Origin of the sequence: Propionibacterium cyclohexanicum (genome assembly GCF_900111365.1) — a bacterium.
Taxonomy (GTDB): domain Bacteria; phylum Actinomycetota; class Actinomycetes; order Propionibacteriales; family Propionibacteriaceae; genus Propionibacterium; species Propionibacterium cyclohexanicum.
Genome location: NZ_FOGZ01000020.1, coordinates 13,068 through 34,632, shown reverse-complemented (window position 1 = coordinate 34,632; position 21,565 = coordinate 13,068). Strand labels below are relative to the sequence as shown.

The window sequence follows — 21,565 nt, the reverse complement described above, 5'->3', positions numbered from 1 at the left end:
ATTCCGAGGAGAACTCCATGAGTGATCGCCCACAGCAGACGCAACGGCGCCGTCTGGAGAAAGTGGTGATCCGATTCGCCGGTGATTCCGGCGACGGCATGCAGCTGACCGGTGATCGTTTCAGTTCCGAGTCGGCCAGCTTCGGCAATGACATCGCGACCCTGCCGAGCTTCCCCGCCGAGATCCGCGCGCCCCAGGGAACGATCGCCGGGGTCAGCAGCTTCCAGGTGCACTTCGCCGGTCGTGACATCGTGACCCCGGGAGATCGCGCCGATGTGCTCGTGGCGATGAATCCGGCAGCGCTCCTCGCCAACCTCGGCGATCTTGTGGCAGGCGGGCTCATCATTGCCGACGAGCACGAATTCACCCCGCGTGCGCTGAAGAAGCTCGGACTGAACTCCAACCCTCTCGAGGATGACTCGCTGGGTGAGTACCAGCTCGTGAGCCTGGACATCACCAAGCTCTCGGCTGGCGCCGTCGGCAGTTTCGGGCTGGGCCGCAAGGACACCGGGCGAACCCGCAATATGTTCGCGCTGGGCCTGGTCAGCTGGCTGTACGGCCGCCCGATCGACGAGACGGTGAACTGGCTGGGCACGAAGTTCGCCGCCAAGCCCACCATCCGCGACGCCAACATCGCCGCTGTGAAGGCGGGTGAGCACTACGGGGAGACCGCGGAACTGTTCACCGTGCGCTACGAGGTACCGGCCGCGCCGATGCCGGCCGGGCGCTACCGCAGGATCACCGGGAACATGGCCACCGCGTACGGGCTGATGACCGGAGCTCATCGTGCCGGGCTGACGCTGTTCGTGGGTTCCTATCCGATCACACCGGCATCCGACCTGCTGCACGAGTTGTCACGCCGCAAATCCCATGGTGTCATCACCTTCCAGGCCGAGGACGAGATCGCCGGCGTCGGCGCCGCCCTGGGCGCGAGCTTCGGTGGCTCGCTGGGCGTCACCACGACCTCCGGCCCCGGCTTCTCCCTCAAGCAGGAGATGATCAATCTGGCCGTGATGACCGAGCTGCCCTTGGTCGTCGTGGACGTGCAGCGCTCAGGCCCGTCGACCGGCATGCCCACCAAGACCGAACAGGGCGAGCTGTTGCAGGCCATGTGGGGGCGCAATGGCGAGTCGCCCGTTCCGGTGCTGGCGCCGTCCTCGCCCTCGGACTGCTTCGAGATGGCCATCGAGGCGTGTCGAATTGCCGTGGAATACCGCACCCCCGTCGTCCTGCTCACCGACGCCTTCCTGGCCAATGGCGCCGAACCGTGGAAGATCCCCGAGCTGTCGACCATCCCGCCAATCGAGCCGCGGCTGGTCAGCGGCCCCAACGGCGTGGACGGCAAGGGCAGCGCCAGCTATCTGCCCTACCGACGCGACCCGGTGACGCTGGCCCGGGACTGGGCGATACCGGGTACCGCGGGGACCGAGCATCGCCTCGGCGGACTGGAGAAGTCGGTGGAGGCCGGATCCGTCAGCTATGACCCGGACAATCACGAGAAGATGGTCCAGCTGCGCGCCGACCGGATTGCCGGCATCCCGGTTCCCGAGGTCCAGGTGGACGATCCCGGCGAGCAGGCGGAGGTTCTGGTGATCGGCTGGGGCTCCACCTGGGGGCCCATCACCGCCGCCGTGCGCCGATTGCGCCAGCGAGGACGAGCGATCGCGCAGGCCCATGTCCGCAATCTCAACCCGCTGCCAGCCAATCTGGGCGATGTGCTGCACCGGTACCGCCGGGTCGTCGTTCCGGAGGTCAATCTCGGGCAGTTCTGCCTGGTGCTGCGGGCCCACTATCTGGTTGATGCCCGCAGCTACCATCACGTTCGTGGCCTGCCGCTGGCGATGGATGAGCTGACCGAGCATCTCGAGGGAGTCATCGACGAGCTCGATCAGGCGAATTCGCGCGGCGGCGAGCCGAACCCGCTGGGCGCCGTGCAGACCAGCAGCACGATCCCGAACAGGAGGAAGCAGCTGTGAGCACCCTCACCTCGTCAGATGGTCTCGCCGGCGTCCCGACGGCGCCCGAGCCACTCAAGCGCAAGGACTTCATCTCCGATCAGGAGGTGCGCTGGTGCCCCGGCTGCGGCGACTACTCGATCCTGGCCGCCTTCCAGCAGATCCTGCCGAGCCTGGGCATCCGTCGCGAGAACACCGTGGTCGTCTCCGGCATCGGCTGCTCCTCGCGACTTCCGTATTACATGAACACCTATGGCATCCATTCGATCCACGGGCGGGCCCTGACACTCGCCACCGGCCTGGCCATGACCCGCCCCGATCTGGCGGTCTTCGTCGTGACCGGCGACGGGGATGCCCTCTCGATCGGCGCCAACCATCTGGTCCACGCCCTGCGCCGTAACATGAACATCACCGTCCTGCTGTTCAACAACCGCATCTACGGGCTGACGAAGGGCCAGTACTCCCCCACCTCGGAAGTGGGCCAGGTCACCAAGTCCAGCCCGATGGGCTCGGTCGACCAGCCGCTCAACCCCGTCAGCCTGGCACTGGGCGCGGAAGCCACCTTCGTGGCCCGCGCGCTGGATTCCGACAAGGCAGGTCTGGAGGCGACGCTGAGCGCGGCCGCGAAGCATCGGGGTGCAAGTCTCGTGGAGATCTACCAGAATTGCTCGGTCTTCAATGACGCGGCCTTCGAGGAGCTCAAGGGCCCTGGATCCGCCGAGTCCCTCATCCGGCTGGAGGAGGGCAAGCCCATCGTGTTCGGTACCGACAACCACCTCGGCGTGGTGTCCGATCCCGGTGGCGGAGTGCGGGTGGCCGAGGTCAGCGAGGTCGGTTCGGATGCAGTGCTCGTGCACGATCCGCACACCGCCGATCCGAGCCGCGCCTTCGCCCTGAGCCGGCTCACCGATCAGGGAGTGATCCGCCGCGCCCCGGTGGGGATCTTCCGCGATGTCGAACGTCCCAGCTACGACGACCAGGTCCGTGCCCAGGTGAATCTCGCCGAGCAGGGCCAAGGCCGCGGCGACGACGCCCCCCTGGAGAAGCTGCTGCTCGGGCCCGACACCTGGCAGGTCGTCTATCCGAGAGCCACGCGCAGGCCCACCGTCTGAGCCGCCTGGGCCCCGCTCGGACGAATCGGCGCCGGTTCACCTGCCGGGCGCTTCGCTGCTGAATGCGCTCATGTGCTGAGTAGTCTCACAGTGGTGAGCACACTTGCATTTCACTTCGAGGACTTCGACACCACAGTCCCCCCCACCGATGATCTCTTCCGCCACGTCAACGGGAAATGGCTGAAGACAGCCACGATCCCCGAAGACCGGGGCAGCTGGGGTGCATTCGACAAGCTGCGCGAGGACTCCGAGAGCGCCGTGCACGAGATCATCGAGTCGCTGCGCACCAGCGAGGACAGCTCCGATCCCGATTCCGAGGCCGCGAAGATCGCCAACCTCTACGGCTCCTTCATGGACGAAGACGCCATCGAGGAGTTGGGCACCGAGCCGCTGGCTCCCCTGTTCAGCCGCATCGACGCCATCGAGTCAGTGGCGGAGCTGGCCGGATTCTGGGGATGGTGCACCCGCCACGGCATCAATGCGCTGGGCGACTTCGACAATGACTCGGATCCGGGCAATCCGCAGCGCTATCTCATGTTCGTCGGCCAGTCGGGCATCGGCCTGCCCGACGAGGAGTACTACCGCCTGCCCGAGTACCAGACGATCCGCGAGCAGTACCTGGCGCACATCACCCGCAGCTTCGAATTGGCCGGTATCGCCGATGCTCCCGCGCAGGCCACGGCGGCCTTCGAGCTGGAGACCCAGATCGCGGCCTGCCACTGGGACAAGGTACGCACCCGCGATATGGTCGAAATGTACTACCCCCAGAGCTGGGCGGATTTCACCGCCGCAACCCCCCAGCTCGAATGGGACGCCTTCCTGGCCGGGGCCCAGTTGCCGGCCGAGGCGGTCGCCGAGGTGGTCAACTGCCAGCGCACCTTCTTCGCCGACGCTGCCGGGCTCGTCGTGCCGTCCCGGCTTCCGGACTGGCGCAGCTGGGCCCGCTGGCAGGTGGTCAACTCACTGTCGCCCTATCTGAACAAGGCGCTGAGCACCGCCAGTTTCGACTTCTACTCCAAGACACTGCGGGGCGTCCCCCAGCAGCGTCCCCGCTGGAAGCGCGGCGTCTCGCTGACCGAGGGTGTCCTGGGGGAGGCAATCGGCAAGCTGTACGTCGCCAAGCACTTCCCGCCCGCCACCAAGGACGCCGCCGACCAGCTGGTAGCCAATCTGCTGGCCGCCTACCGCCAGTCGATCGGCGAACTCGACTGGATGACCGATCAGACCAAGGAACAGGCCCTGGACAAGCTGTCCAAGTTCCGCGCGAAGATCGGCTATCCCGACACCTGGCGTGACTACTCCGCGCTGCACATCGACCCGCACGATCTGGTCGGCAACGTGCTGCGCTCGGACTCCTTCGACTTCGACCACACCATCGAGCAGCTGTCCGGGCCGGTCGATCGCGACGAGTGGTTCATGTACCCCCAGACGGTCAACGCCTATTACCACCCGCTTCGCAACGAGATCGTCTTCCCCGCCGCGATCCTCCAGCCGCCCTTCTTCAATGTGGACGCCGACGACGCGGTGAACTACGGCGGTATCGGTGCGGTGATCGGCCATGAGATCGGGCACGGCTTCGACGACCAGGGCTCCACTTGCGACGGCGATGGCAGGCTGCGCAATTGGTGGACCGACGCCGATCGGGCCGCCTTCGAGGAGCGCACCCATGCCCTCATTGCCCAATACAGCGAGCTCGCGCCCTCGGTCTGCCCCGATGTGCATGTCAACGGCGACTTGACGATCGGGGAGAACATCGGCGATCTCGGGGGCCTGACCATTGCCGTGCGGGCCTGGCGGATCGCCACCCAGGGCAGTGCACCGCAACCCATTGACGGTTACTCCGGCCTGCAGCGGCTGTTCCTCGGCTGGGCGCAGGTCTGGCAGGATCTCACCCGCCCCGAGCAGATGCGCCAGAGCCTGGCGGTCGATCCGCATGCGCCCGACGAGATCCGCTGCAATCAAGTGGCGCGCAACATCCCGGCCTTCCACGAAGCCTTCGCGACCAAGCCCACAGACGGCATGTGGCTCGACCCCGCCGCACGGGTGCGCATCTGGTGAGCTGTTCCCGTTCAGTGCGAGCGGGACACCACCTCGTCGCACACCCTGTCCAGGGCCCGGCGTGCCGGGCCCTGGGGAAGGATGGCGAGTTCGGCCCGTGCCGCCTCGGCGCGCGCCATGATCTCGTCGCGGGCCTCCTCGATGACATGTGAGGCGCGCAGCATGCTCAGCGCCCGCGCCAGTTCGCGGTCGTCGGCCAGATCGTCGGCCAGCAGCTGCTTGAGGGGCTCGTCCTCGGGGTCCTCGCTCGCGTCGAGCAGCAGGATCGGCAGGGTCGCGACGTGCTCGCGAAGATCAGTCCCGGGCGTCTTGCCCGTGGTCGTCGAGGTGATGTCGATGAGATCATCGGACAGCTGGAAGACCATGCCGATCTGCATCCCGAAGCGCCCGAGCGCCTCGAGCACCCGCGGCTCGGCGTGGCTGGTCATCGCGCCGAACAGCACCGAAGTCCTGATGAGCGCACCGGTCTTGCCGGCGATCACGTCGAGATAGTGCGACAGCGGATCCTCCCCCGCATCGCTGCCGCGCATCTCGCCGATCTGGCCCGCGACCAGCTCGGAGAAGGTGTCGGCCTGCAATCGCACGAACTCGGTGCCCAGCTGAGTGACCAGTGAGGAGGCCCTGGAGAACAGCCAGTCGCCCACCATGATGGCGATCGAGTTGCCATAGGCCACATTGGCGCTCGTGACGCCGCGCCGCATCGAGGCCTCGTCCATCACGTCGTCGTGGTACAGCGAGGCGACATGGGTGAGCTCGACGACGGCTGAGGCCAGTTCCATCCGCTCGTCGCTGGGTTGTGGGCCGAGGTGACTGGTCAGCGCCACCAGCAGGGGCCGGAAACGCTTGCCCCCCGCGTTGATGACGTGCCGGGAGGCCTCGGCGATGAAGGGATTGTCAGCACCCAGCGCCACCTGGCCCAGCCGACGCTCCACACCCTCCAGCTGCTGCTCGACGCGGGCTCGGAATGCCTCGTCCTCGGCCAGCGTCACGTGATCTCCTATCAGCGCAGGAAGTTTGCAGCATTCGCAAACAGGTCAAGCGCAAAACCTGGCACCAGACCGAGTACCAGCGTACCGAGAGCGCACACGGTGATCACAATCCCGGTGGGCCATCCCGGGTGGACGATGTCGGTCTCGGTATTCGGCTCGGCGAAGTACATCACGTAGACGACCCGCAGATAGTAGGCGGCGGTCACCAGCGCGAATGCCATGGCGAACAGCACGAGCCAGCCGTACCCGCCCTGCCAGGCAGCGGTGAAGGCCACCAGCTTGCCGATGAACCCACCGGTGAGCGGAATGCCGGCCAGCGACAGCAGGAAGAGTGTCATGACGGCCCCCAGGGCGGGACGACGCCGGGCCAGACCCAGCCAGGCGTCGATGGAGGTGGCCTCGCCGCCGGCCTGGCGCACTGTGGTGAGGATGGCGAAGGCACCCGTATTGGCCAGGCCATAGGTAGTCAGATAGATCAGGGTGCCCGAGACGGAGCCGGAGCGCCCTGCGTCCAGACCGGTTCCGGTGGCCATCGCGCCGACAACGGCGACAAGGATGAAGCCTGCGTTCGCAATGGAGGAATAGGCCAGCATCCTTTTCACGTCGTCTTGCACCAGACCGGCCAGCGAGCCGAGCACCATGGTGACCACTGCCACCGCCGCAAGGAGCAACTGCCAGTCCCACCGGATGCCGCCCAGCGCGACGAACAACACCCTGAGAAAGGCCCCGAAGGCGGCGATCTTCGTACAGATCGCCATGAACGCGGTGACCGGGGTCGGAGCGCCGGTATAGACATCGGGGACCCACGAGTGGAAGGGCACTGCCCCCACCTTGAACAGCATGGCGACGCTCACCAGCCCGGCCCCGGCCAAGAGCAGCGGCAGGGCCTGGGTGGATCGGGTGATCGAGGCGTCGACATCGGCGAGGGTGAACGAGCCGGAATAGCCGTACAGCAGCGCCGTCCCGAACAGGAAGAAGGCGCTGGACAGCGCACCGAGCATGAAGTACTTCAGTGCCGCCTCCTGGGACAGCAGCCGCCGGCGACGCGCCAGCCCGCACATCACGTACAGCGGCAGCGAGAGGATCTCCAGGCCGACGAACATGGTGAGCAGGTCGTTGGCGGCCGGCAGGACGAGCATCCCCAGCAGCGCCATGGAGAACAGCGGGAAGACCTCGGTGTTCTCCTGCCGGGCGGCGATGGCCTCGCGTTCGGCGAGGCTGCCGGGCACGGCGTTGGCCTGGGGAGCGAAGGCAGTGGACCCGCCGCCGATCCGCTTCTCCCCGTACAGCAGCACCGCCAGCAGCCCGAAGACCAGCAGCAGCGCCCAGATCATCCGGGTGGGCCCGTCGATCGACAGCGCCCCCATGACCGCCTGACCGGGACGGTCATTCCAGCCGACGGTGACGAAGGCCAGCGCGAGCAGCTGGCTGATCACCGCAATACCCAGCTGCACCCGATGGCGGGTGTGCCGCGGCACGAAAGCCTCCACGATCACCGCCGCCACGACGGCGAGGATGAGGACGACAAGCGGGGCGATGAGTCCGTATTCGATCGTTGGTGGGGTCATGGCTCATCTGCTCCCTGTTGGAACACTGGGTTGAGGATCGGTTGCGCCGATCTGTGCCATCGCATGGGCGGCCGTGGACTGCGCCACCTGGAGAGTGGGCCTCGGCACGAAACCGAAGAACAGGATGAGCACGATGAGCGGCGCGATGACGAGCTTTTCGCGGGCGTCGAGATCATGGTGCAGACGCTCGGCGCTTTGCGGGGAGACCGGGCCGGTGAAGACCCGCTGATACGCGAGGAGCACGTAGAGGGCCGCGAGCACAGTACCCAGCACCGCCAGCGCCACCCATACCAGGTGATGGCGCCAGGCACCGGCCATGATGAGGAACTCGCCGACGAAATTGGCGGTGCCGGGCAGTGCCAGGGTGGCGAGTCCGGCGGTGAGGAAGACCCCGGCCAGCACGGGGACCAGCTTCTGGGCTCCGCCGTAGTCGGCGATGAGGGCCGAGCCGCGCCGCTCGACAAGGAAGCCGACCACAAGGAACATCGCTGCCGAACTCAGCCCGTGGGCCAGCATGTAGAAGATGGAGCCGGACAGCGATGCCGTCGTCAGGGCAAAGATGCCCAGGACCATGAACCCGAAGTGCGAGATCGAGGTGTAGGAGACCAGACGCAGGAGATTCTTCGATCCCACCGCCATGAGCGCCCCATAGAGGATCGAGATGACCGCGAGGGCCAGCACGAAGGGGGTTGCCCACCGGCTGGCCTCGGGGAAGAAGGCCAGGCAGAAACGAATCATGCCGAAGGTGCCGATCTTGTCCAAGGTGGCGACCAGAAGTGCCGATGCCCCCGGGCGAGCCTGCTCGGCGGCGTCCGGCAGCCAGCTGTGCACCGGGAACATGGGGGCCTTGACGGCGAAGGCCACGAAGAAGGCGATGAACAGCCAGCGTCCCGTCCACTGCCCGATCGGCAGGCCGGTCAGCTCCGCGGTGAGCAGACTCGGCGTCCGGTCGCGGGCGGAGACGACGTACATGCCGATGACGCCCACCAACAGCACGAGCCCACCGGCCAGGCTGAACAGCAGGAACTTCAGCGCCGCACCGGCGCGGCGCGGCCCGCCCCAGCCGGCGATGAGGAAGTACATCGGGATGAGGGTGGCCTCGAAAGCGATGTAGAACAACAGCAGATCGCTGGCCATGAAGACGAACAGCGTGAAGGACTCGAGCATGAGGGCGAGCGCCGCGAACGACTCCCCGCTCCACCGCGAGAGGGGTGTCGCGGCGGAGTTCGGGTCCCCCGGGCTCCACTCGGCGACGAGTACCAAGGGCACGAGAATGACGGTGAGCAGGATGAGCAGCTTCGCCATGCCATCCGCATCGAGCGCATACCATGCGCCGATCGTGGGGATCCAGCGCACTTGCTCGCCCAGGCCGGTCATGAAGAAGACCGCCACGCCCAGCGCGGCTGTGAGCAGCGAGAACGACAAGGCGACGATCCGCCCGCCGCGCCCGCGGCTGGCGAAGACGACGCCGGAGCCGACCAGCGGCACGAGTCCCAGAAGGGTGAGCCAGGGAATTGCCATCATCTCTCCCCCCTCAGGCCAGCCGGCCGAGGATCATGACCAGACCGACGGCCACGATGCCGAGGGCCATCGTCGCACCATAGCTGCGCACATACCCGTTCTCCGCCAGACGCAGCACCCCGCCTCCGGCTTTGGCCAGTTCGGCGCTGCTGCGGGCGGCGCCGTCGACCAGTTCCTTGTCGGCGAAATCCAGGCCCTCGCACAATGCCTGGCCGGGCCGCATGAGAACCGCCTCGTTGAGGGCATTCGCGTACAGCTCGTTGCGCCCGGCGTTGACGAAGAAGTTGTGGCTCACCGGCTGCTGCTGGGCGATGGGGCGGCGATAGAGGACAACGCCGAGCGCCACCCCCAGACCGACGACCAGCAGGGTCACCGCACCCATCCAGCTCAGTTCGAGCAGATGGCTGGGCTCGACCTCGGCCCCGACGGCGGGCGCCAGCCAGCCCTGGATCCAGCCGTTGAGCGCCAGGCCACTGAATACTGAGGCGGCTGCCAAGACGACCAGCGGGACGACCATCACTGGTCCGGGCCGGTGCGGATGCACCCCCGGCAGGTGCCGCGCCGGGCCGAAGAAGGTCATCATGACCAGTCTCGTCATGTAGAAGGCGGTGATGCCGGCACCTGCGAGCGCGAGCCAGCCGAAAACCGGGCTCTTGCCGAACGCCGCCGAGATGATGTGGTCCTTGGAGTAGTAGCCGGCGAAGAAGGGGAAGCCGATGATGGCCAGATAGCCGCAGGCGAAGGTGGCGAAGACCCATGGCATCGCCCTCGCGAGGGCGCCGTAGTGGCGCATGTCGACGTCATCGTCCATGCCGTGCATGATGGCCCCGGCGCCGAGGAAGAGATTGGCCTTGAAGGCGCCGTGGGTGAGCAGGTGGAAGATCGCGAAGGCCGCGCCGGCCGGGCCGATACCGGCCGCAAGCATCATGTAGCCGATTTGGCTCATCGTCGAGCCTGCCAGCACCTTCTTGATGTCGTCCTTGGCGCAGCCGATCCACGCCCCTGCGAAGACCGAGGCCAGTCCAACGATGCTCACCGCCAGGCTCGCGGGCTCACTCAGGGCGAAGATCGCGTGAGAGCGGACGACCAGATAGACGCCGGCGGTGACCATCGTCGCGGCATGAATGAGCGCAGAGACCGGTGTCGGACCCTCCATCGCGTCCAGCAGCCACACCTGCAGCGGAACCTGGGCCGACTTGCCGCAGGCCGCCAGCAGCAGGAGCAGGCCCAGCGCGGTCGCCCACCCGCTGGGCATCGCCGGGGCCTGGGCGTTGACGGTGCTGAAGTCCACCGAGCCGAACAGTGCGAACATCGCGAACATCGCGGTGAGCAGCCCCAGGTCACCGACCTTGTTGGTGATGAACGCCTTCTTCGCGGCCAGCGCAGCGGAGTTGCGCTCCTGCCAGAAGCCGATGAGCAGGTAGGACGCCAGCCCCACGCCCTCCCATCCGACGAACAGCACGAGATAGTTGTCAGCCAGGACCAAGATCATCATCGCGGCGACGAAGAGGTTGAGGAAGGCAAAGAAGCGACGCCGTGCGGGATCCTCGCGCATGTAGCCGATCGAGTAGACGAAGATGAGCGAGCCGACACCTGTCACGAGCAGCGCGAAGAGAATCGACAGCTGGTCGACCAGCAGACCGGCGGAGACGGTCCACGACCCAGCCGAGATCCACCGATAGGTGCCCACCGACACGGCCCGCGCGCCGTCGCCGGAGCCGAGCATCGAGATGAACAGGAGCAGGGCGATGACGAACGAGGCCATCGGTGCGGCCGCGCCGAGCAGATGCCCCCAGGCGTCGCCGGCACGTCCGACGATCAGCAGCAGGCCCGCGACGACCAGCGGGATCGCGATCATCAGCCAGGCATAGCTGAACAACCCGGTCGCAGCGACCGGATTCACGACTTCCAAAGGATTCACCGATTCCCCCTCAATGCCTCAGCAGGTTCTCGTCGTCGACCGAGGCCGAGCGGCGGGTGCGGAAGATCATCATGATGATCGCCAAGCCGACGACCACCTCGGCCGCCGCCACGACCATGACGAAGAACGCGGCCACCTGGCCGTCGAGATTGCCGTGCACATTGGCGAAGGTCACGAAGGACAGGTTCGCGGCATTGAGCATGAGCTCGATGGACATGAAGGCGACCAGCGCATTGCGCCGCACGAGGAAGCCGAGCAGCCCCAGGCAGAACAGGATCGAGGACAGCACGATGTAGGCATTGGGGTTCATGGGGTGATCTCCTTGGCCGGCCCGCCGGGCACGGCGGACAGTTCAGCCTCGCCGGGCGCGGCGGACAGTTCAGCCTCGCCGGGCAGGATTCCGTGCTGCTCGTCGTGCACGTCCGCGAGCGCCTGGTCTGCTCGGACAGTGGGCGCCACCAGCCGGCCCTTGTCCACGATGACTGCGCCGCGGGCGGCGAGGGTGGCGATCACCGAGCCGTCGGCGATCGCCCCGTCGGGCAGCAAGGCGGGATGGTCGACGGAGTTGTGCCGGGCGTAGATGCCGGGGCTGGGCAGGGGGCCGGGGTCGGCCCCGGTGGCGGCGAACTCCTTCGTGCGCCGCTCGAGCCGGGCACGCTGGCGTTCCTTGCCCACCAGGGGCTCCCCGTGGCTGAGCACCATCGCGGCGAGCGCAGCGGTGATGAGCAAGGCTGCAGTGGCCTCGAAGGCGAAGACATAGCGGCCGAAGACGAGGAAGGCCAGGGAACGGACATTACCGGCCTGCCCATTGGCCTGTGCAAGGCCCTGGGAACCGGTGAGGATGCCGTGGCCCACTGCCGAGACGAGCAGTACCGCGAGGCCAAGGACGGCAATCGCAGTGGCTGCCCGCTGGCCTTTGATCGTCTCGACCATCTCGTCGACGGAATCGACACCGATCATCATCATCGTGAAGACGAACAGCATCATCACCGCGCCGGTGTAGACGATGATCTGGGCAACGAACAGGAAGGGCGCATCGAGGCTCGCGTACAGACCGGCCAGGCAGCACATCAGCCCGGCCAGGCACAGCGCACAGTGGACCGGCTTGCGGCTGAACACCATGCCGGCGCCCGCCGCGATGCTCAGCGGGCCGAGGATCCAGAAGGCGATCGCCTGCCCGGTGACCAGTGGAATCATTGCCCTGCTTCCTCTCCCGATGCCGCCCCGCTGGGGGCCCCTCCCGTGCCGCGCTCGTCGGGCACGCCGGTGGGCGGGAGACCGAGGAAGTACTCCTTCTCGGTGGCACCCAGCCGCCGCTCATGTGGTGGCTGCTCCATCCCTGGCAGCAGGGGTGCCAGCAACCGATCCTTGTCATAGATGAGGCTTTCACGGCTGCGATCGGCCAGCTTGAATTCGTTGGTCATCGTCAGTGCCCTCGTCGGGCACGCCTCGATGCACAGACCGCACAGGATGCAGCGCAGGTAGTTGATCTGGTAGACCCGCCCGTAGCGCTCGCCGGGGCTGTAGCGCTCCTGTTCGGTGTTGTCGGCGCCCTCCACGTAGATCGCGTCGGCCGGGCACGCCCAGGCGCACAGCTCGCAGCCCACGCACTTCTCGAGGCCGTCGGGCCAGCGGTTGAGCTGGTGGCGTCCATGGAAGCGGGGTGCGACGACGCGCTCCTTGCCCGGCTCGGGATAGCCCTGCGTGAACGACTTGCGGAACATCGTGCGGAAGGTGATGCCGAAACCTGACCAGGCGCCCATCAGTCGTGCACCTCCTCGCCCGGCTCGTCCTCGCCCCGCGCGGCTCGTGCGGGCTGGGTCATGGAGCCGGCTCGGGTCAGCGCCCCGGCCAGTGCCAGTGGACGCTGCCCAGGCATCGGGGGCACCGGATATCCGCCGGCGAAGGCATCGAAGTCCTCGGCGGCCAGCCCCCCGGCCGGCTCGGCCTCGATGCTGGCCGACGTGCGTCTGGGCCACAACACCCAGGCCAGCAGGGCCACGATGAGCAGTCCAATGATGATGCGCGCTGCCGTGGAGGCGAACCAGCCGTTGGCGATACCGCCGCGCATCACGGCCAGCACCATGATCCACACCAGGCTGATCGGGATGAGCCACTTCCACCCCAGATCCATGAACTGGTCGTATCGGAAGCGCGGCAGCGCGGCCCGTACCCAGCAGAAGAAGAAGATGACCAGCTGCACCTTGAGGAAGAACCACAGCAGGCCCCACCAGCCGGTATTGAGCCCGGCGATCATGCTCAACGGCCAGGGCGCGCCGTATCCGCCGAGGAACAGCGTCGTGCAGATCGCCGAGACGGTGGCGACATTGATGTACTCGGCAAGGAAGAACATCGCGTAGCGGAAGCCGGAGTAGTCGGTGATGTGACCCGAGACCAGCTCGGATTCGCACTCGGCCAGGTCGAAGGGCAAGCGGTTCGTCTCACCGAAGATGCTCACCACGTAGATCGCAAAGCTCGGTGCGAGCAACAGCCAGTAGTGCGAGGGGAAGACCGTGTGGATGCCGAAGAAGTTGAGCGGGGCGATCTGCGCCTCGACGATCTCGCTCGTGCTCATCGAACCGGCGTACATGAACACCGCCACGAGCGCCAGGCCCATTGCCACCTCATAGCTGATGAGCTGGGCGGTGGCGCGCATCGAGCCCAGCAGCGAGTAGGTGCCGTTGCTGGCCCAGCCGGCCAGTACCACCCCGTAGACACCTACCGAGGCGATGGCGAGGATGAGCAGCACCGAGACCGGCAGATCACTGATCTGCAAGCGGGTGGTGTGCCCGAACATCCTCACCTCGCCGCCCAGCGGTATGACGGCCCAGGAGGCGAAGGCAGCGACGGCAATGAGCACCGGGGCGAGACTGAAGACGATCCTGTCGGTGCGTGCCGGGCGGAAGTCCTCCTTGAACAGCAGCTTCATGCCGTCACCGAGGGCCTGGCCCAGGCCGAGGGGCCCGTTCATGATCGGTCCCTTGCGGTTCTGCATCTTTCCGAGCACGCGGCGCTCGAACCAGACGTTGAAGATGGTCCAGGCGAGCAGCATCGCGAAGACCACCACCACCTTGATGACCACAAGCCACCAGGGGTCGGTCCCGAAGACCACCTGTTGCGCGATCATTGCGCACCTCCATCGGACTGGTTGGGCCCGTCCGGGCGGCTACCCGGAGCAGTGACGTGGACGCGGTCACCCGGATGGGCGCCCAGCGTGGCGAACAGCGAGGAACCGGTGTTCAACGGCAGCCAGACGACCCCGGGCGACATCTCTCCCACCAATTCCACCGGCGCGACGAGCCGACCCGCCGGGCCGCTGATCTCCACCGGGTCGCCGCTCACCAGGCCGAGCCGGGCGGCATCCGCGGGAGCGAGTCGGGCCACCCGGGCCGGCGCTGTGGCAAGCAGCTCGGTTGCCCCGTCCAGCCCGGCGGCGTCGTCGATGAGCAGCCGCCAGCCCGCGAGCACGAGGCTGTCGGGCGCGGGCGGCTGGCTCGTGACCGGGCGCCCGCCGCCCGAATCGATGGGCCCGTGCGCCCGTTCGCCGGACCAGTCGGCGATCTGAGCGAATTCGGCGCGCGCCTGGGCCGGTGAGCGCATCCCCAGATCGGCTCCCATGGCGTCGGCGAGTGCGGCCAGCACCCGCACATCGGTCATCGGCGAGGGATTCTCGTCGATGACCAGTTGCACCGGCCGGATGCGGTGCTCCCAGTTGATGAAGTGACCCACCTGCTCGGTGATCGGCGCCACCGGGAACACCACATCGGCGCGTTCGGTGACCTCGGTGCGGCGCTGCTCCAGGCTGACGACGAAGTCCACGGACTCCAGTGCGTCGAGCAGGGCACGGGGGTCGAGAAAGTCCTCGGCCTGGATACCAGCGGTGACGAGGGCCTGCAGCTGCCGGTTCCCGGCAGCCTCGATGATGGCGTTGACCTCGCGCCCGGTGGTGGCCGGCAATGAGGCCACCCCCCACGCCGCTGCCAGGTCGACGCGGGCCCCGGGGTCGGCCACCTGGCGTCCAGCGGGCAGCAGGGCAGGCAGGGCACCGGCCTCGATGGCCCCGACCTCCCCGGCGCGGCGGGGAATCCAGGCGAGCCGGGCGCCACGCCGCTTTGTCAGCTCCGCTGCCGTGGCGAGGGCACCGGGGCTCAGAGCGGCGCGCTCACCGATGAGCACGATCGTCTGCTCATCGAGCAGGCCGTCCGCGGCGAGCGTCCTCAACGCGTCGGCCTCGCCACCGGGCGCCGTGGCATGCAGGCGGGCGCCCAGCTTGGTGGCACCTGCGGAGTTGAAGGGTGCCACGTTGACGATCTGCAGGCCATGTGCCCGCCAGGCCTTGCGCAGTCGCAGGAAGACGATGGGCGACTCGTCCTCGGGTTCCAGGCTGACCAGCACGACCCGCGCGGCCGCCTCCAGGTCGGCGTAGTGCACCGCCTGCTCGAAACGCCTTCCGGCGATGTAGCTGGCGAGGAAGGCGCTCTCCTCGGCGCTGGCCGGGCGGGATCGGAAGTCGATGTCATTGCTCCCGAGGACGGCCCGAGTGAATCGGGAGTAGGCATAGGCGTTCTCGACGGTGAGGCGCCCGCCGGGCAACACCCCGACGTCGTGGCCGGCACGGGCCAGCCCGCGGGCGGCGGCGTCGATGGCCTCGGGCCAGCTGGCCGGTTCCAGGACGCCCTCGCGGCGCACGAGTGGCGAGGTCAATCGGTCGGCGAGCATCGTGGAGCGGAAACCGAAGCGCCCCCGGTCGCAGTTCCATTCCTCGTTGACCTGCGGATCGTCGCCTGCCATCCGCCGGCGCACGGTTCCGGCCCGGTGGTCGATGCGCAGCTCGCAGCCGTCTGCGCAGTGCTCACAGCTGCTCGTGGTGCTCACCAGGTCGAAGGGGCGCGACTGGAAGCGGTAGTCGGCACTGGTCAGGGCACCGACCGGGCAGATCTGCACGATGTTGCCTGCGAAATAGGATTGGTAGGGCGTGTCCTCATAGTTCTTGATCTGCGACAGCGCGCCACGTTCGGCGAGCTCGATGAACTCGTCCCCGCTGATCTGGGTGCTGAACCGGGTGCAGCGCTGGCACAGGACGCAACGCTCGCGGTCCAACAGGATCTCGGCGCTGATGTGCACCGGCTTGGGGAAGGTGCGCTTGACGCCCTCGTAGCGGCTCTCCCCGGGCCCGTGGCTCATCGCCTGGTTCTGCAGGGGGCACTCCCCGCCCTTGTCGCAGATGGGGCAGTCGAGCGGATGGTTGATGAGGAGGAATTCCAGCATGCCCTCCTGGTGCTTGGCCACGGTGGCGTTGCTGGCGGCCGTCTCCACCTGCATGCCGGGCATCGCCACAAGGGCGCAGGCCGGCTGCGGCTTCATCGGACGTCCGTTGCCGGCGTCGGGCACCTCCACCAGGCACTGGCGGCAGGCCGCGACGGGATCGAGCAGCGGGTGATCGCAGAACCGCGGAATGCCGATGCCGATCATCTCGGCGGCGCGGATCACGAGGGTGCCCTTCGGCACGCTCAGCTGCTGGCCGTCGATGGTGAACTCGACGAGCTCCGGCTTCGCAGCGGCGCGGGAGGACCCGGTGTCCACGCTCATGAGGCCACCTCCTCGACCTGGCGGGGACGGGCGAACAGCGCGCTCTTCTCGTAGGGGAACAGTTCCCAGGCCGGGGTGTGATAGCCGGCCTCGAACTCGGGACGGAAGTGCTTGATGGCGCTGGTGATCGCGGCGACGAAACCGTCGGCCAGCGTGCAGAAGCTCTTCATCGATGTGTTGTCGCACACGTCCAGCATTTTCTCGATGTCTCCCTCCTGGCCCCTGCCGGCCTCGATGTTGCGCAGGGTCTGCACCAGCCACCAGCTGCCCTCGCGGCAGGGCGTGCATTTTCCGCAGGACTCGTGCTTGTAGAACTCGGTCCAGCGCAAGGTGGTCCGCACTACGGAGGTCGTCTCGTCGAAGCACTGCAGGGCCTTCGTGCCGAGGATGGACCCGGACTTCGCGACGGACTCGTAGTCGAGTGGTACGTCGAGATAGTCGGGGGTCAGCATCGGCGTGGACGAACCGCCGGGAGTGAAGAACTTGAGGTGATGGCCCTGTCTCATGCCGCCGGAGAGCTCGAGGATCTGGCGCAGCGTGATGCCCAACGGAGCCTCGAACTGCCCAGGATTCCTCACATGCCCGGACAGCGAGTAAATGGTCGTACCTTTGCTGCGCTCGGTGCCCATCGACTGATACCAGGCTGCCCCGTGCCGGATGATCGCCGGCACGGCGCTGATCGATTCGGCGTTGTTCACCACCGTGGGGCTGGCATAGAGCCCGGCCACCGCCGGGAACGGCGGGCGCAGCCGGGGCTGGCCACGGCGTCCCTCCAAGGAGTCGAGCAGCGCGGTCTCCTCGCCGCAGATATAGGCCCCGGCGCCGGCGTGCACGACGACCTCCAGGTCATATCCGCTGCCAAAGATATCGGTGCCCAGGAAACCGGCCGCCCGGGCGTCCTCGACGGCCTTGCGGACCCGGCGGACGATGTGCAGCACCTCACCGCGGACGTAGATGAAGGCCTGGTGAGCGTTCACCGCATAGGACGCGATGATGACGCCCTCGAGCAGGGTGTGCGGACTGGCCATGAGCAGCGGCATGTCCTTGCAGGTGCCCGGCTCGGACTCGTCGCAGTTGACCACCAGATAGGTGGGCTTGGGACTGTCGCGGGGGATGAACGACCACTTCGCCCCGGTCGGGAATCCGGCGCCGCCGCGGCCGCGCAAACCGGCATCCTTGACCTCCGAGATGACCTGCGCAGCCGTCATCTCGGTGAGTGCCTTGCGAGCCGCAGCGTAGCCGCCGCGCGAGCGATAGTTCTCGAGCTGCCAGGAGCCGGGTGTTCCCCAGTTCTCGGTGAGGACGGGTGTGAGGACGTCGGTCATTTCTGCTCCTCCCCGAGGGAGCCCGAACCGGGATCGTCAGGAGCGTGCCAGTCATTGCGCCGGGCGATCTCGAGGCCCCGCAGTGAGGCGTCGCCGGCACTCGGGCCCTCGTCGGCCCGTCCGTCGTCGAAGCCGGCCAGCACTCGCTCGGCCTGCTTCCAGTCCACCACGGTTGCGCCGCGGGTGGACTGCACCGGCTTTCCGGCGGCGAGCCGGTCGATCAGTTCATCGGCCTTCTCGGGGGTCATGTTGTCCATGAACTCCCAGTTGACCATCATGATCGGGGCGAAATCGCAGGCCGCATTGCACTCGATCCGTTCGAGGCTGAACTGCCCGTCAGGGCTCGTCTCGCCCTCGTGAATGCCCAGCCGCTGCTCCATGTGCTCCAGCAGGATGTCGCCGCCCAGCACTGCGCACACCGAGGTGGTGCACACACCGATGTGGTGCCGGCCGGGGGGCCGGCGCTTGTACATGCTGTAGAAGGTGGCGACCCCATTGACCTGGGCCGTGGTGAGACCGAGTACCTCGGCACAGATCTTGATGCCGGCATTGCTGAGGTAGCCGTCCACCGATTGCACCAGATGCAGCATCGGCAGCAGGGCCGAGCGGCGGTCGGGATACCGGGCAGCGAGACCTCGCATCTCCTCGATGGTGTGCTCGCCGATCCTGGTCTGCTCGGTGCTCGTGTCGATGCCGCTGGCATCGTCGTAGGACGAGACGAATTCATGCCCGCTCATGGTGTGCATCTCCTTGCCGGCAAGGCCGATGGTGCGATCGGCCGGCTGTGCGTTGGGGCGGGTCATCGGTCGACCCCGCCCATCACGGGATCGATCGAGGCGACCGCCATGATGGTGTCCGAGAGCATGGAGCCCTCGCACATCAACGGGAGCGCCTGGACGTGGTTGAAACCGGGGTCGCGAAGATGCACCCGATAGGGCCGGGTGCCGCCGTCGGAGACCAGATGGCAGCCGAGTTCCCCGCCGGGTGCCTCGATCGCCTGGTAGACCTCGCCGGCTGGGACGTGGAATCCCTGGGTGACGATCTTGAAGTGGTGGATGAGGCCCTCCATGGATTCGCCCATGATGTGCCGGATGTGCTCATTGGAGTTGCCCTGGCCATCCGAGGCGACGGTGAGCTCGCCGGGCCAGCGCAAGTCCGGATCCTCGATGCGATAGGGCTCTGCCTTGCTGGCGGCGAGCGCGTCGCGCACCTGCTCGAGGATGTTCACCGACTGGTCCATCTCGCGCAGCCGGATGACGAAGCGCCCGTAGGCGTCGCAGGAGTCGGCCGTGCACACCTCGAAGTCGTAGTTCTCGTATCCGCAGTAGGGCTGGGACTTGCGCAGATCCCAGGGATAACCGGTGGCGCGCAGCACCGGCCCCGAGCAGCCGAGCATCATTGCCGCCGGGAGGTCGAGATAGGCGACGTTCTGCATCCGGCCCTTGAAGATCGGGTTGTCCATGGTGAACTCGGCGATCTCGGGAAGGTTCTTGCGCAGCTGGCGGATCAGCTCGTCGAGCAGGTCGAGGCCGTCCTCGGGCAGGTCGTTCTGCACTCCGCCGGGGCGGATGTAGGCGTTGTTCATGCGCAGCCCCGTGACGGCCTCGGTGAAGTCCAGGCAGCGTTCGCGTTCTCGCAGGCAGACCTCCTGAACGCTGGTGGCACCGAGCTCCAGGCCTCCGGCGCCGACACCGGTCAGGTGCGAGGCAATCCGGTTGACCTCGAGCATGAGCACCCGAAGCTGGCTGGTGCGCCGCGGCAGGGCGTCGGTAATGCCCAGCAGCTTGTCCACGGCCAGCGAATAGGCCGCCTCGTTGGAGATCCCGGCCACGTAGTTGGCACGCGTCACGAAGGTCGAGCCCTGGGTCCAGTTGCGGTACTCGGCGTTCTTCTCGATCCCGGTGTGCAAGAAGCCGATGCTGGGGCGCAGCGAGACGACGGTCTCACCGTCCATCTCCATGACCAGCCGCATCACGCCGTGCGTCGAGGGATGTGCCGGCCCGACGTTGACGACGATCGTCTCGTCGGAACGGTCACGCTGGGACTCGACGACCTGGTCCCAGTCGGCGCCGTTGGCCAGATAGGCCGGGCCACTGACCGTCTCGTCCGGGCCCGCGAAGACGTCGTGGGGATCGTGCTGGGTCTGCTGGCTCATTGGTCGTACCTCCTGCGCTCCTCGGGCGGCGGCACTGCCGCCCCCTTGAATTCCACCGGGATACCGCCCAAGGGGTAGTCCTTGCGCTGGGGATGGCCCACCCAGTCGTCGGGCATGAGGATCCTCGTGAGGCCCGGGTGCCCGTCGAAGACGATGCCGAACATGTCCCAGGTCTCGCGCTCGTGGAAATTGGCCATGGGATAGACGGGCACGACACTGTCCACATGGGGATCGGCGTCATCGAGCTCGACCTCGAGGCGAATCCGGCGATTGTGGGTGATGGACAGCAGCTCGTACACCGCGTGGAGCTCCTGGTGCACCTGCTCGGGGTAGTGCACCCCACTGACCGAGACGCAGACCTCGAAGCGCAGGGCAGCGTCGTCGCGCAGCACCCGCGCCAATGCGAGCAGCTTCTCGCGGGCAACGAAGAAGGTGATCTCCCCGCGGTGCACGCTCACTCTCGTGGCAAATCCGGGAACCAGCTCGGCCATCTTGTCGGCCACATCGTCGAACCAGCCGCCGAACGGCGGCTCGGTGACGCCCGGCAGCACATAGGTCTTGTGCAGCCCGCCGAATCCGGACGTGTCACCGGGCTCGGTGCCCGGTCCCCACATGCCTCGGCGGGTGGCTATCACCTCGGGTTCGGCGGGCGCCGCCGTGTACAGCGCGGCCAGATGGGGGTGGGTGAGCTCGATTTCGCCGGCCCTCGCCGCGCGATCGCCCTCCTCGGCGCCGGGCCCGGCCTGGGGGTGCGGATCGATGTCGTTCGCCCGCTTGGCGTTGGCCTCGGCTGGGGTGTTCTCGTCACTCATCGCATGAGGCCCTTCTGCTCGATCGTGGCAGGCGCCTCGAGGGCGGCCTGCTCGGTCTCGGCGATCGCCCGGTCCATGTCCGCACCCACCGGGTGCTTCATGACCTCGTTCTTCTTCAGCTTGAAGACGGCGTCGATGAGCATGTCGGGACGAGGCGGGCAGCCGGGGATGTACATGTCCACCGGGACGATGTGATCGACGCCCTGCACGATGGCGTAGTTGTTGAACATGCCGCCGCTACTGGCACATACTCCCATCGAGATGCACCACTTGGGATTGGGCATCTGGTCCCACAGCTGGCGCACCACCGGAGCCATCTTCTGACTGACCCTCCCCGAGACGATCATGAGATCGGCCTGCCGGGGAGAGGCCCGGAAGACCTCTTGGCCCCAGCGTCCGGAGTCGGCTCGAGGGCCGCCGTAGCTGATCATCTCGATGGCGCAGCACGCCAGGCCCATGGTCAAGGGCCAGAACGAGGTCTGGCGGGTCCAGCCCTGGGCGGCCTCGAGCGTGGTGAGCAGGATGCCGCTGGGGATCTTGTTCTCGATGCCCACGATCGT

General features: G+C 67.2%; 16 protein-coding genes and 1 pseudogene. 3 read left to right on the top strand and 14 right to left on the bottom strand.

Features of this window, described 5'->3' with window-relative positions:
- Window positions 1-17 precede the first annotated feature (17 nt).
- From BMX93_RS09605 to BMX93_RS09595, 3 genes and pseudogenes are all read left to right on the top strand, one after another.
- A pseudogene (locus BMX93_RS09605) lies at window positions 18-1,862 on the top strand (2-oxoacid:acceptor oxidoreductase subunit alpha); the annotation flags it as partial.
- A 110-nt stretch (window positions 1,863-1,972) separates the two neighbouring features.
- Window positions 1,973-3,067, top strand: a complete 1,095-nt coding sequence (locus tag BMX93_RS09600; RefSeq protein ID WP_091970468.1) for a 2-oxoacid:ferredoxin oxidoreductase subunit beta — start codon at window positions 1,973-1,975, stop codon at window positions 3,065-3,067.
- 93 nt (window positions 3,068-3,160) lie between these two features.
- Window positions 3,161-5,125 carry a M13 family metallopeptidase gene (locus BMX93_RS09595; protein WP_091970514.1) on the top strand — a complete coding sequence of 655 codons (1,965 nt, stop codon included), beginning with the start codon at window positions 3,161-3,163 and terminating at the stop codon, window positions 5,123-5,125.
- An 11-nt stretch (window positions 5,126-5,136) separates the two neighbouring features.
- On the opposite strand, the gene BMX93_RS09590 is transcribed toward BMX93_RS09595, so the two are convergent.
- The 14 genes from BMX93_RS09590 to BMX93_RS09525 form a co-directional block, all read right to left on the bottom strand.
- Window positions 5,137-6,114, bottom strand: a complete 978-nt coding sequence (locus BMX93_RS09590) for a polyprenyl synthetase family protein (protein WP_091970466.1) — start codon at window positions 6,112-6,114, stop codon at window positions 5,137-5,139.
- A gap of 11 nt (window positions 6,115-6,125) precedes the next feature.
- On the bottom strand, window positions 6,126-7,682 hold the full coding sequence (gene nuoN / locus BMX93_RS09585; RefSeq protein ID WP_091970464.1) for an NADH-quinone oxidoreductase subunit NuoN: 1,557 nt from the start codon (window positions 7,680-7,682) through the stop codon (window positions 6,126-6,128).
- Between the two features lie 3 nt (window positions 7,683-7,685).
- Window positions 7,686-9,203: an NADH-quinone oxidoreductase subunit M gene (locus BMX93_RS09580; protein WP_091970512.1), complete on the bottom strand. Its 1,518-nt coding sequence runs from the start codon at window positions 9,201-9,203 to the stop codon at window positions 7,686-7,688.
- Window positions 9,204-9,216: 13 nt separating this feature from the next.
- The gene (gene nuoL, locus BMX93_RS09575) at window positions 9,217-11,124 is read right to left on the bottom strand and encodes an NADH-quinone oxidoreductase subunit L (RefSeq protein ID WP_281245660.1); all 1,908 of its coding nucleotides are present in this window, start codon (window positions 11,122-11,124) and stop codon (window positions 9,217-9,219) included.
- Window positions 11,125-11,134: 10 nt separating this feature from the next.
- Window positions 11,135-11,434 (bottom strand): NADH-quinone oxidoreductase subunit NuoK, encoded by a 300-nt coding sequence (gene nuoK, locus BMX93_RS09570; RefSeq protein WP_091970461.1) that lies wholly within the window; start codon window positions 11,432-11,434, stop codon window positions 11,135-11,137.
- On the bottom strand, window positions 11,431-12,321 hold the full coding sequence (locus BMX93_RS09565) for an NADH-quinone oxidoreductase subunit J (protein WP_091970459.1): 891 nt from the start codon (window positions 12,319-12,321) through the stop codon (window positions 11,431-11,433). The genes nuoK and BMX93_RS09565 overlap by 4 nt, the downstream gene beginning before the upstream one ends.
- Window positions 12,318-12,887 (bottom strand): NADH-quinone oxidoreductase subunit NuoI, encoded by a 570-nt coding sequence (gene nuoI, locus BMX93_RS09560; protein WP_091970457.1) that lies wholly within the window; start codon window positions 12,885-12,887, stop codon window positions 12,318-12,320. Before nuoI ends, BMX93_RS09565 begins: the two co-directional genes overlap by 4 nt.
- Entirely contained in the window at window positions 12,887-14,251 is a 1,365-nt protein-coding gene (nuoH, locus tag BMX93_RS09555) for an NADH-quinone oxidoreductase subunit NuoH (RefSeq protein ID WP_091970455.1), read from the bottom strand. Before nuoH ends, nuoI begins: the two co-directional genes overlap by 1 nt.
- Window positions 14,248-16,713: an NADH-quinone oxidoreductase subunit G gene (locus tag BMX93_RS09550; protein WP_091970453.1), complete on the bottom strand. Its 2,466-nt coding sequence runs from the start codon at window positions 16,711-16,713 to the stop codon at window positions 14,248-14,250. Before BMX93_RS09550 ends, nuoH begins: the two co-directional genes overlap by 4 nt.
- A complete protein-coding gene (gene nuoF / locus BMX93_RS09545) occupies window positions 16,710-18,038 on the bottom strand; it encodes an NADH-quinone oxidoreductase subunit NuoF (RefSeq protein ID WP_091970451.1) in 1,329 nt (442 codons plus the stop codon). The genes BMX93_RS09550 and nuoF overlap by 4 nt, the downstream gene beginning before the upstream one ends.
- Window positions 18,035-18,775 (bottom strand): NADH-quinone oxidoreductase subunit NuoE, encoded by a 741-nt coding sequence (gene nuoE, locus BMX93_RS09540; protein ID WP_091970508.1) that lies wholly within the window; start codon window positions 18,773-18,775, stop codon window positions 18,035-18,037. The genes nuoF and nuoE overlap by 4 nt, the downstream gene beginning before the upstream one ends.
- 62 nt (window positions 18,776-18,837) lie before the next feature.
- On the bottom strand, window positions 18,838-20,193 hold the full coding sequence (locus BMX93_RS09535; RefSeq protein ID WP_091970449.1) for an NADH-quinone oxidoreductase subunit D: 1,356 nt from the start codon (window positions 20,191-20,193) through the stop codon (window positions 18,838-18,840).
- Entirely contained in the window at window positions 20,190-21,005 is an 816-nt protein-coding gene (locus tag BMX93_RS09530; RefSeq protein WP_091970447.1) for an NADH-quinone oxidoreductase subunit C, read from the bottom strand. Before BMX93_RS09530 ends, BMX93_RS09535 begins: the two co-directional genes overlap by 4 nt.
- Window positions 21,002-21,559 carry a NuoB/complex I 20 kDa subunit family protein gene (locus tag BMX93_RS09525; RefSeq protein WP_091970445.1) on the bottom strand — a complete coding sequence of 186 codons (558 nt, stop codon included), beginning with the start codon at window positions 21,557-21,559 and terminating at the stop codon, window positions 21,002-21,004. The genes BMX93_RS09530 and BMX93_RS09525 overlap by 4 nt, the downstream gene beginning before the upstream one ends.
- Window positions 21,560-21,565: the final 6 nt, after the last annotated feature.

What these genes read in the sequence shown, in the direction of transcription:
- BMX93_RS09565 (WP_091970459.1), bottom strand. Translation starts at nt 12,321, where the DNA reads ATGATTCCACTGGTCACCGGGCAGGCGATCGCCTTCTGGATCCTCGGC.
- nuoK (WP_091970461.1), bottom strand. Translation starts at nt 11,434, where the DNA reads ATGAACCCCAATGCCTACATCGTGCTGTCCTCGATCCTGTTCTGCCTG.
- BMX93_RS09535 (WP_091970449.1), bottom strand. Translation starts at nt 20,193, where the DNA reads ATGAGCCAGCAGACCCAGCACGATCCCCACGACGTCTTCGCGGGCCCG.
- nuoF (WP_091970451.1), bottom strand. Translation starts at nt 18,038, where the DNA reads ATGACCGACGTCCTCACACCCGTCCTCACCGAGAACTGGGGAACACCC.
- nuoE (WP_091970508.1), bottom strand. Translation starts at nt 18,775, where the DNA reads ATGAGCGGGCATGAATTCGTCTCGTCCTACGACGATGCCAGCGGCATC.
- BMX93_RS09530 (WP_091970447.1), bottom strand. Translation starts at nt 21,005, where the DNA reads ATGAGTGACGAGAACACCCCAGCCGAGGCCAACGCCAAGCGGGCGAAC.
- nuoH (WP_091970455.1), bottom strand. Translation starts at nt 14,251, where the DNA reads ATGATCGCGCAACAGGTGGTCTTCGGGACCGACCCCTGGTGGCTTGTG.
- nuoI (WP_091970457.1), bottom strand. Translation starts at nt 12,887, where the DNA reads ATGGGCGCCTGGTCAGGTTTCGGCATCACCTTCCGCACGATGTTCCGC.
- nuoN (WP_091970464.1), bottom strand. Translation starts at nt 7,682, where the DNA reads ATGACCCCACCAACGATCGAATACGGACTCATCGCCCCGCTTGTCGTC.
- BMX93_RS09550 (WP_091970453.1), bottom strand. Translation starts at nt 16,713, where the DNA reads ATGAGCGTGGACACCGGGTCCTCCCGCGCCGCTGCGAAGCCGGAGCTC.
- BMX93_RS09580 (WP_091970512.1), bottom strand. Translation starts at nt 9,203, where the DNA reads ATGGCAATTCCCTGGCTCACCCTTCTGGGACTCGTGCCGCTGGTCGGC.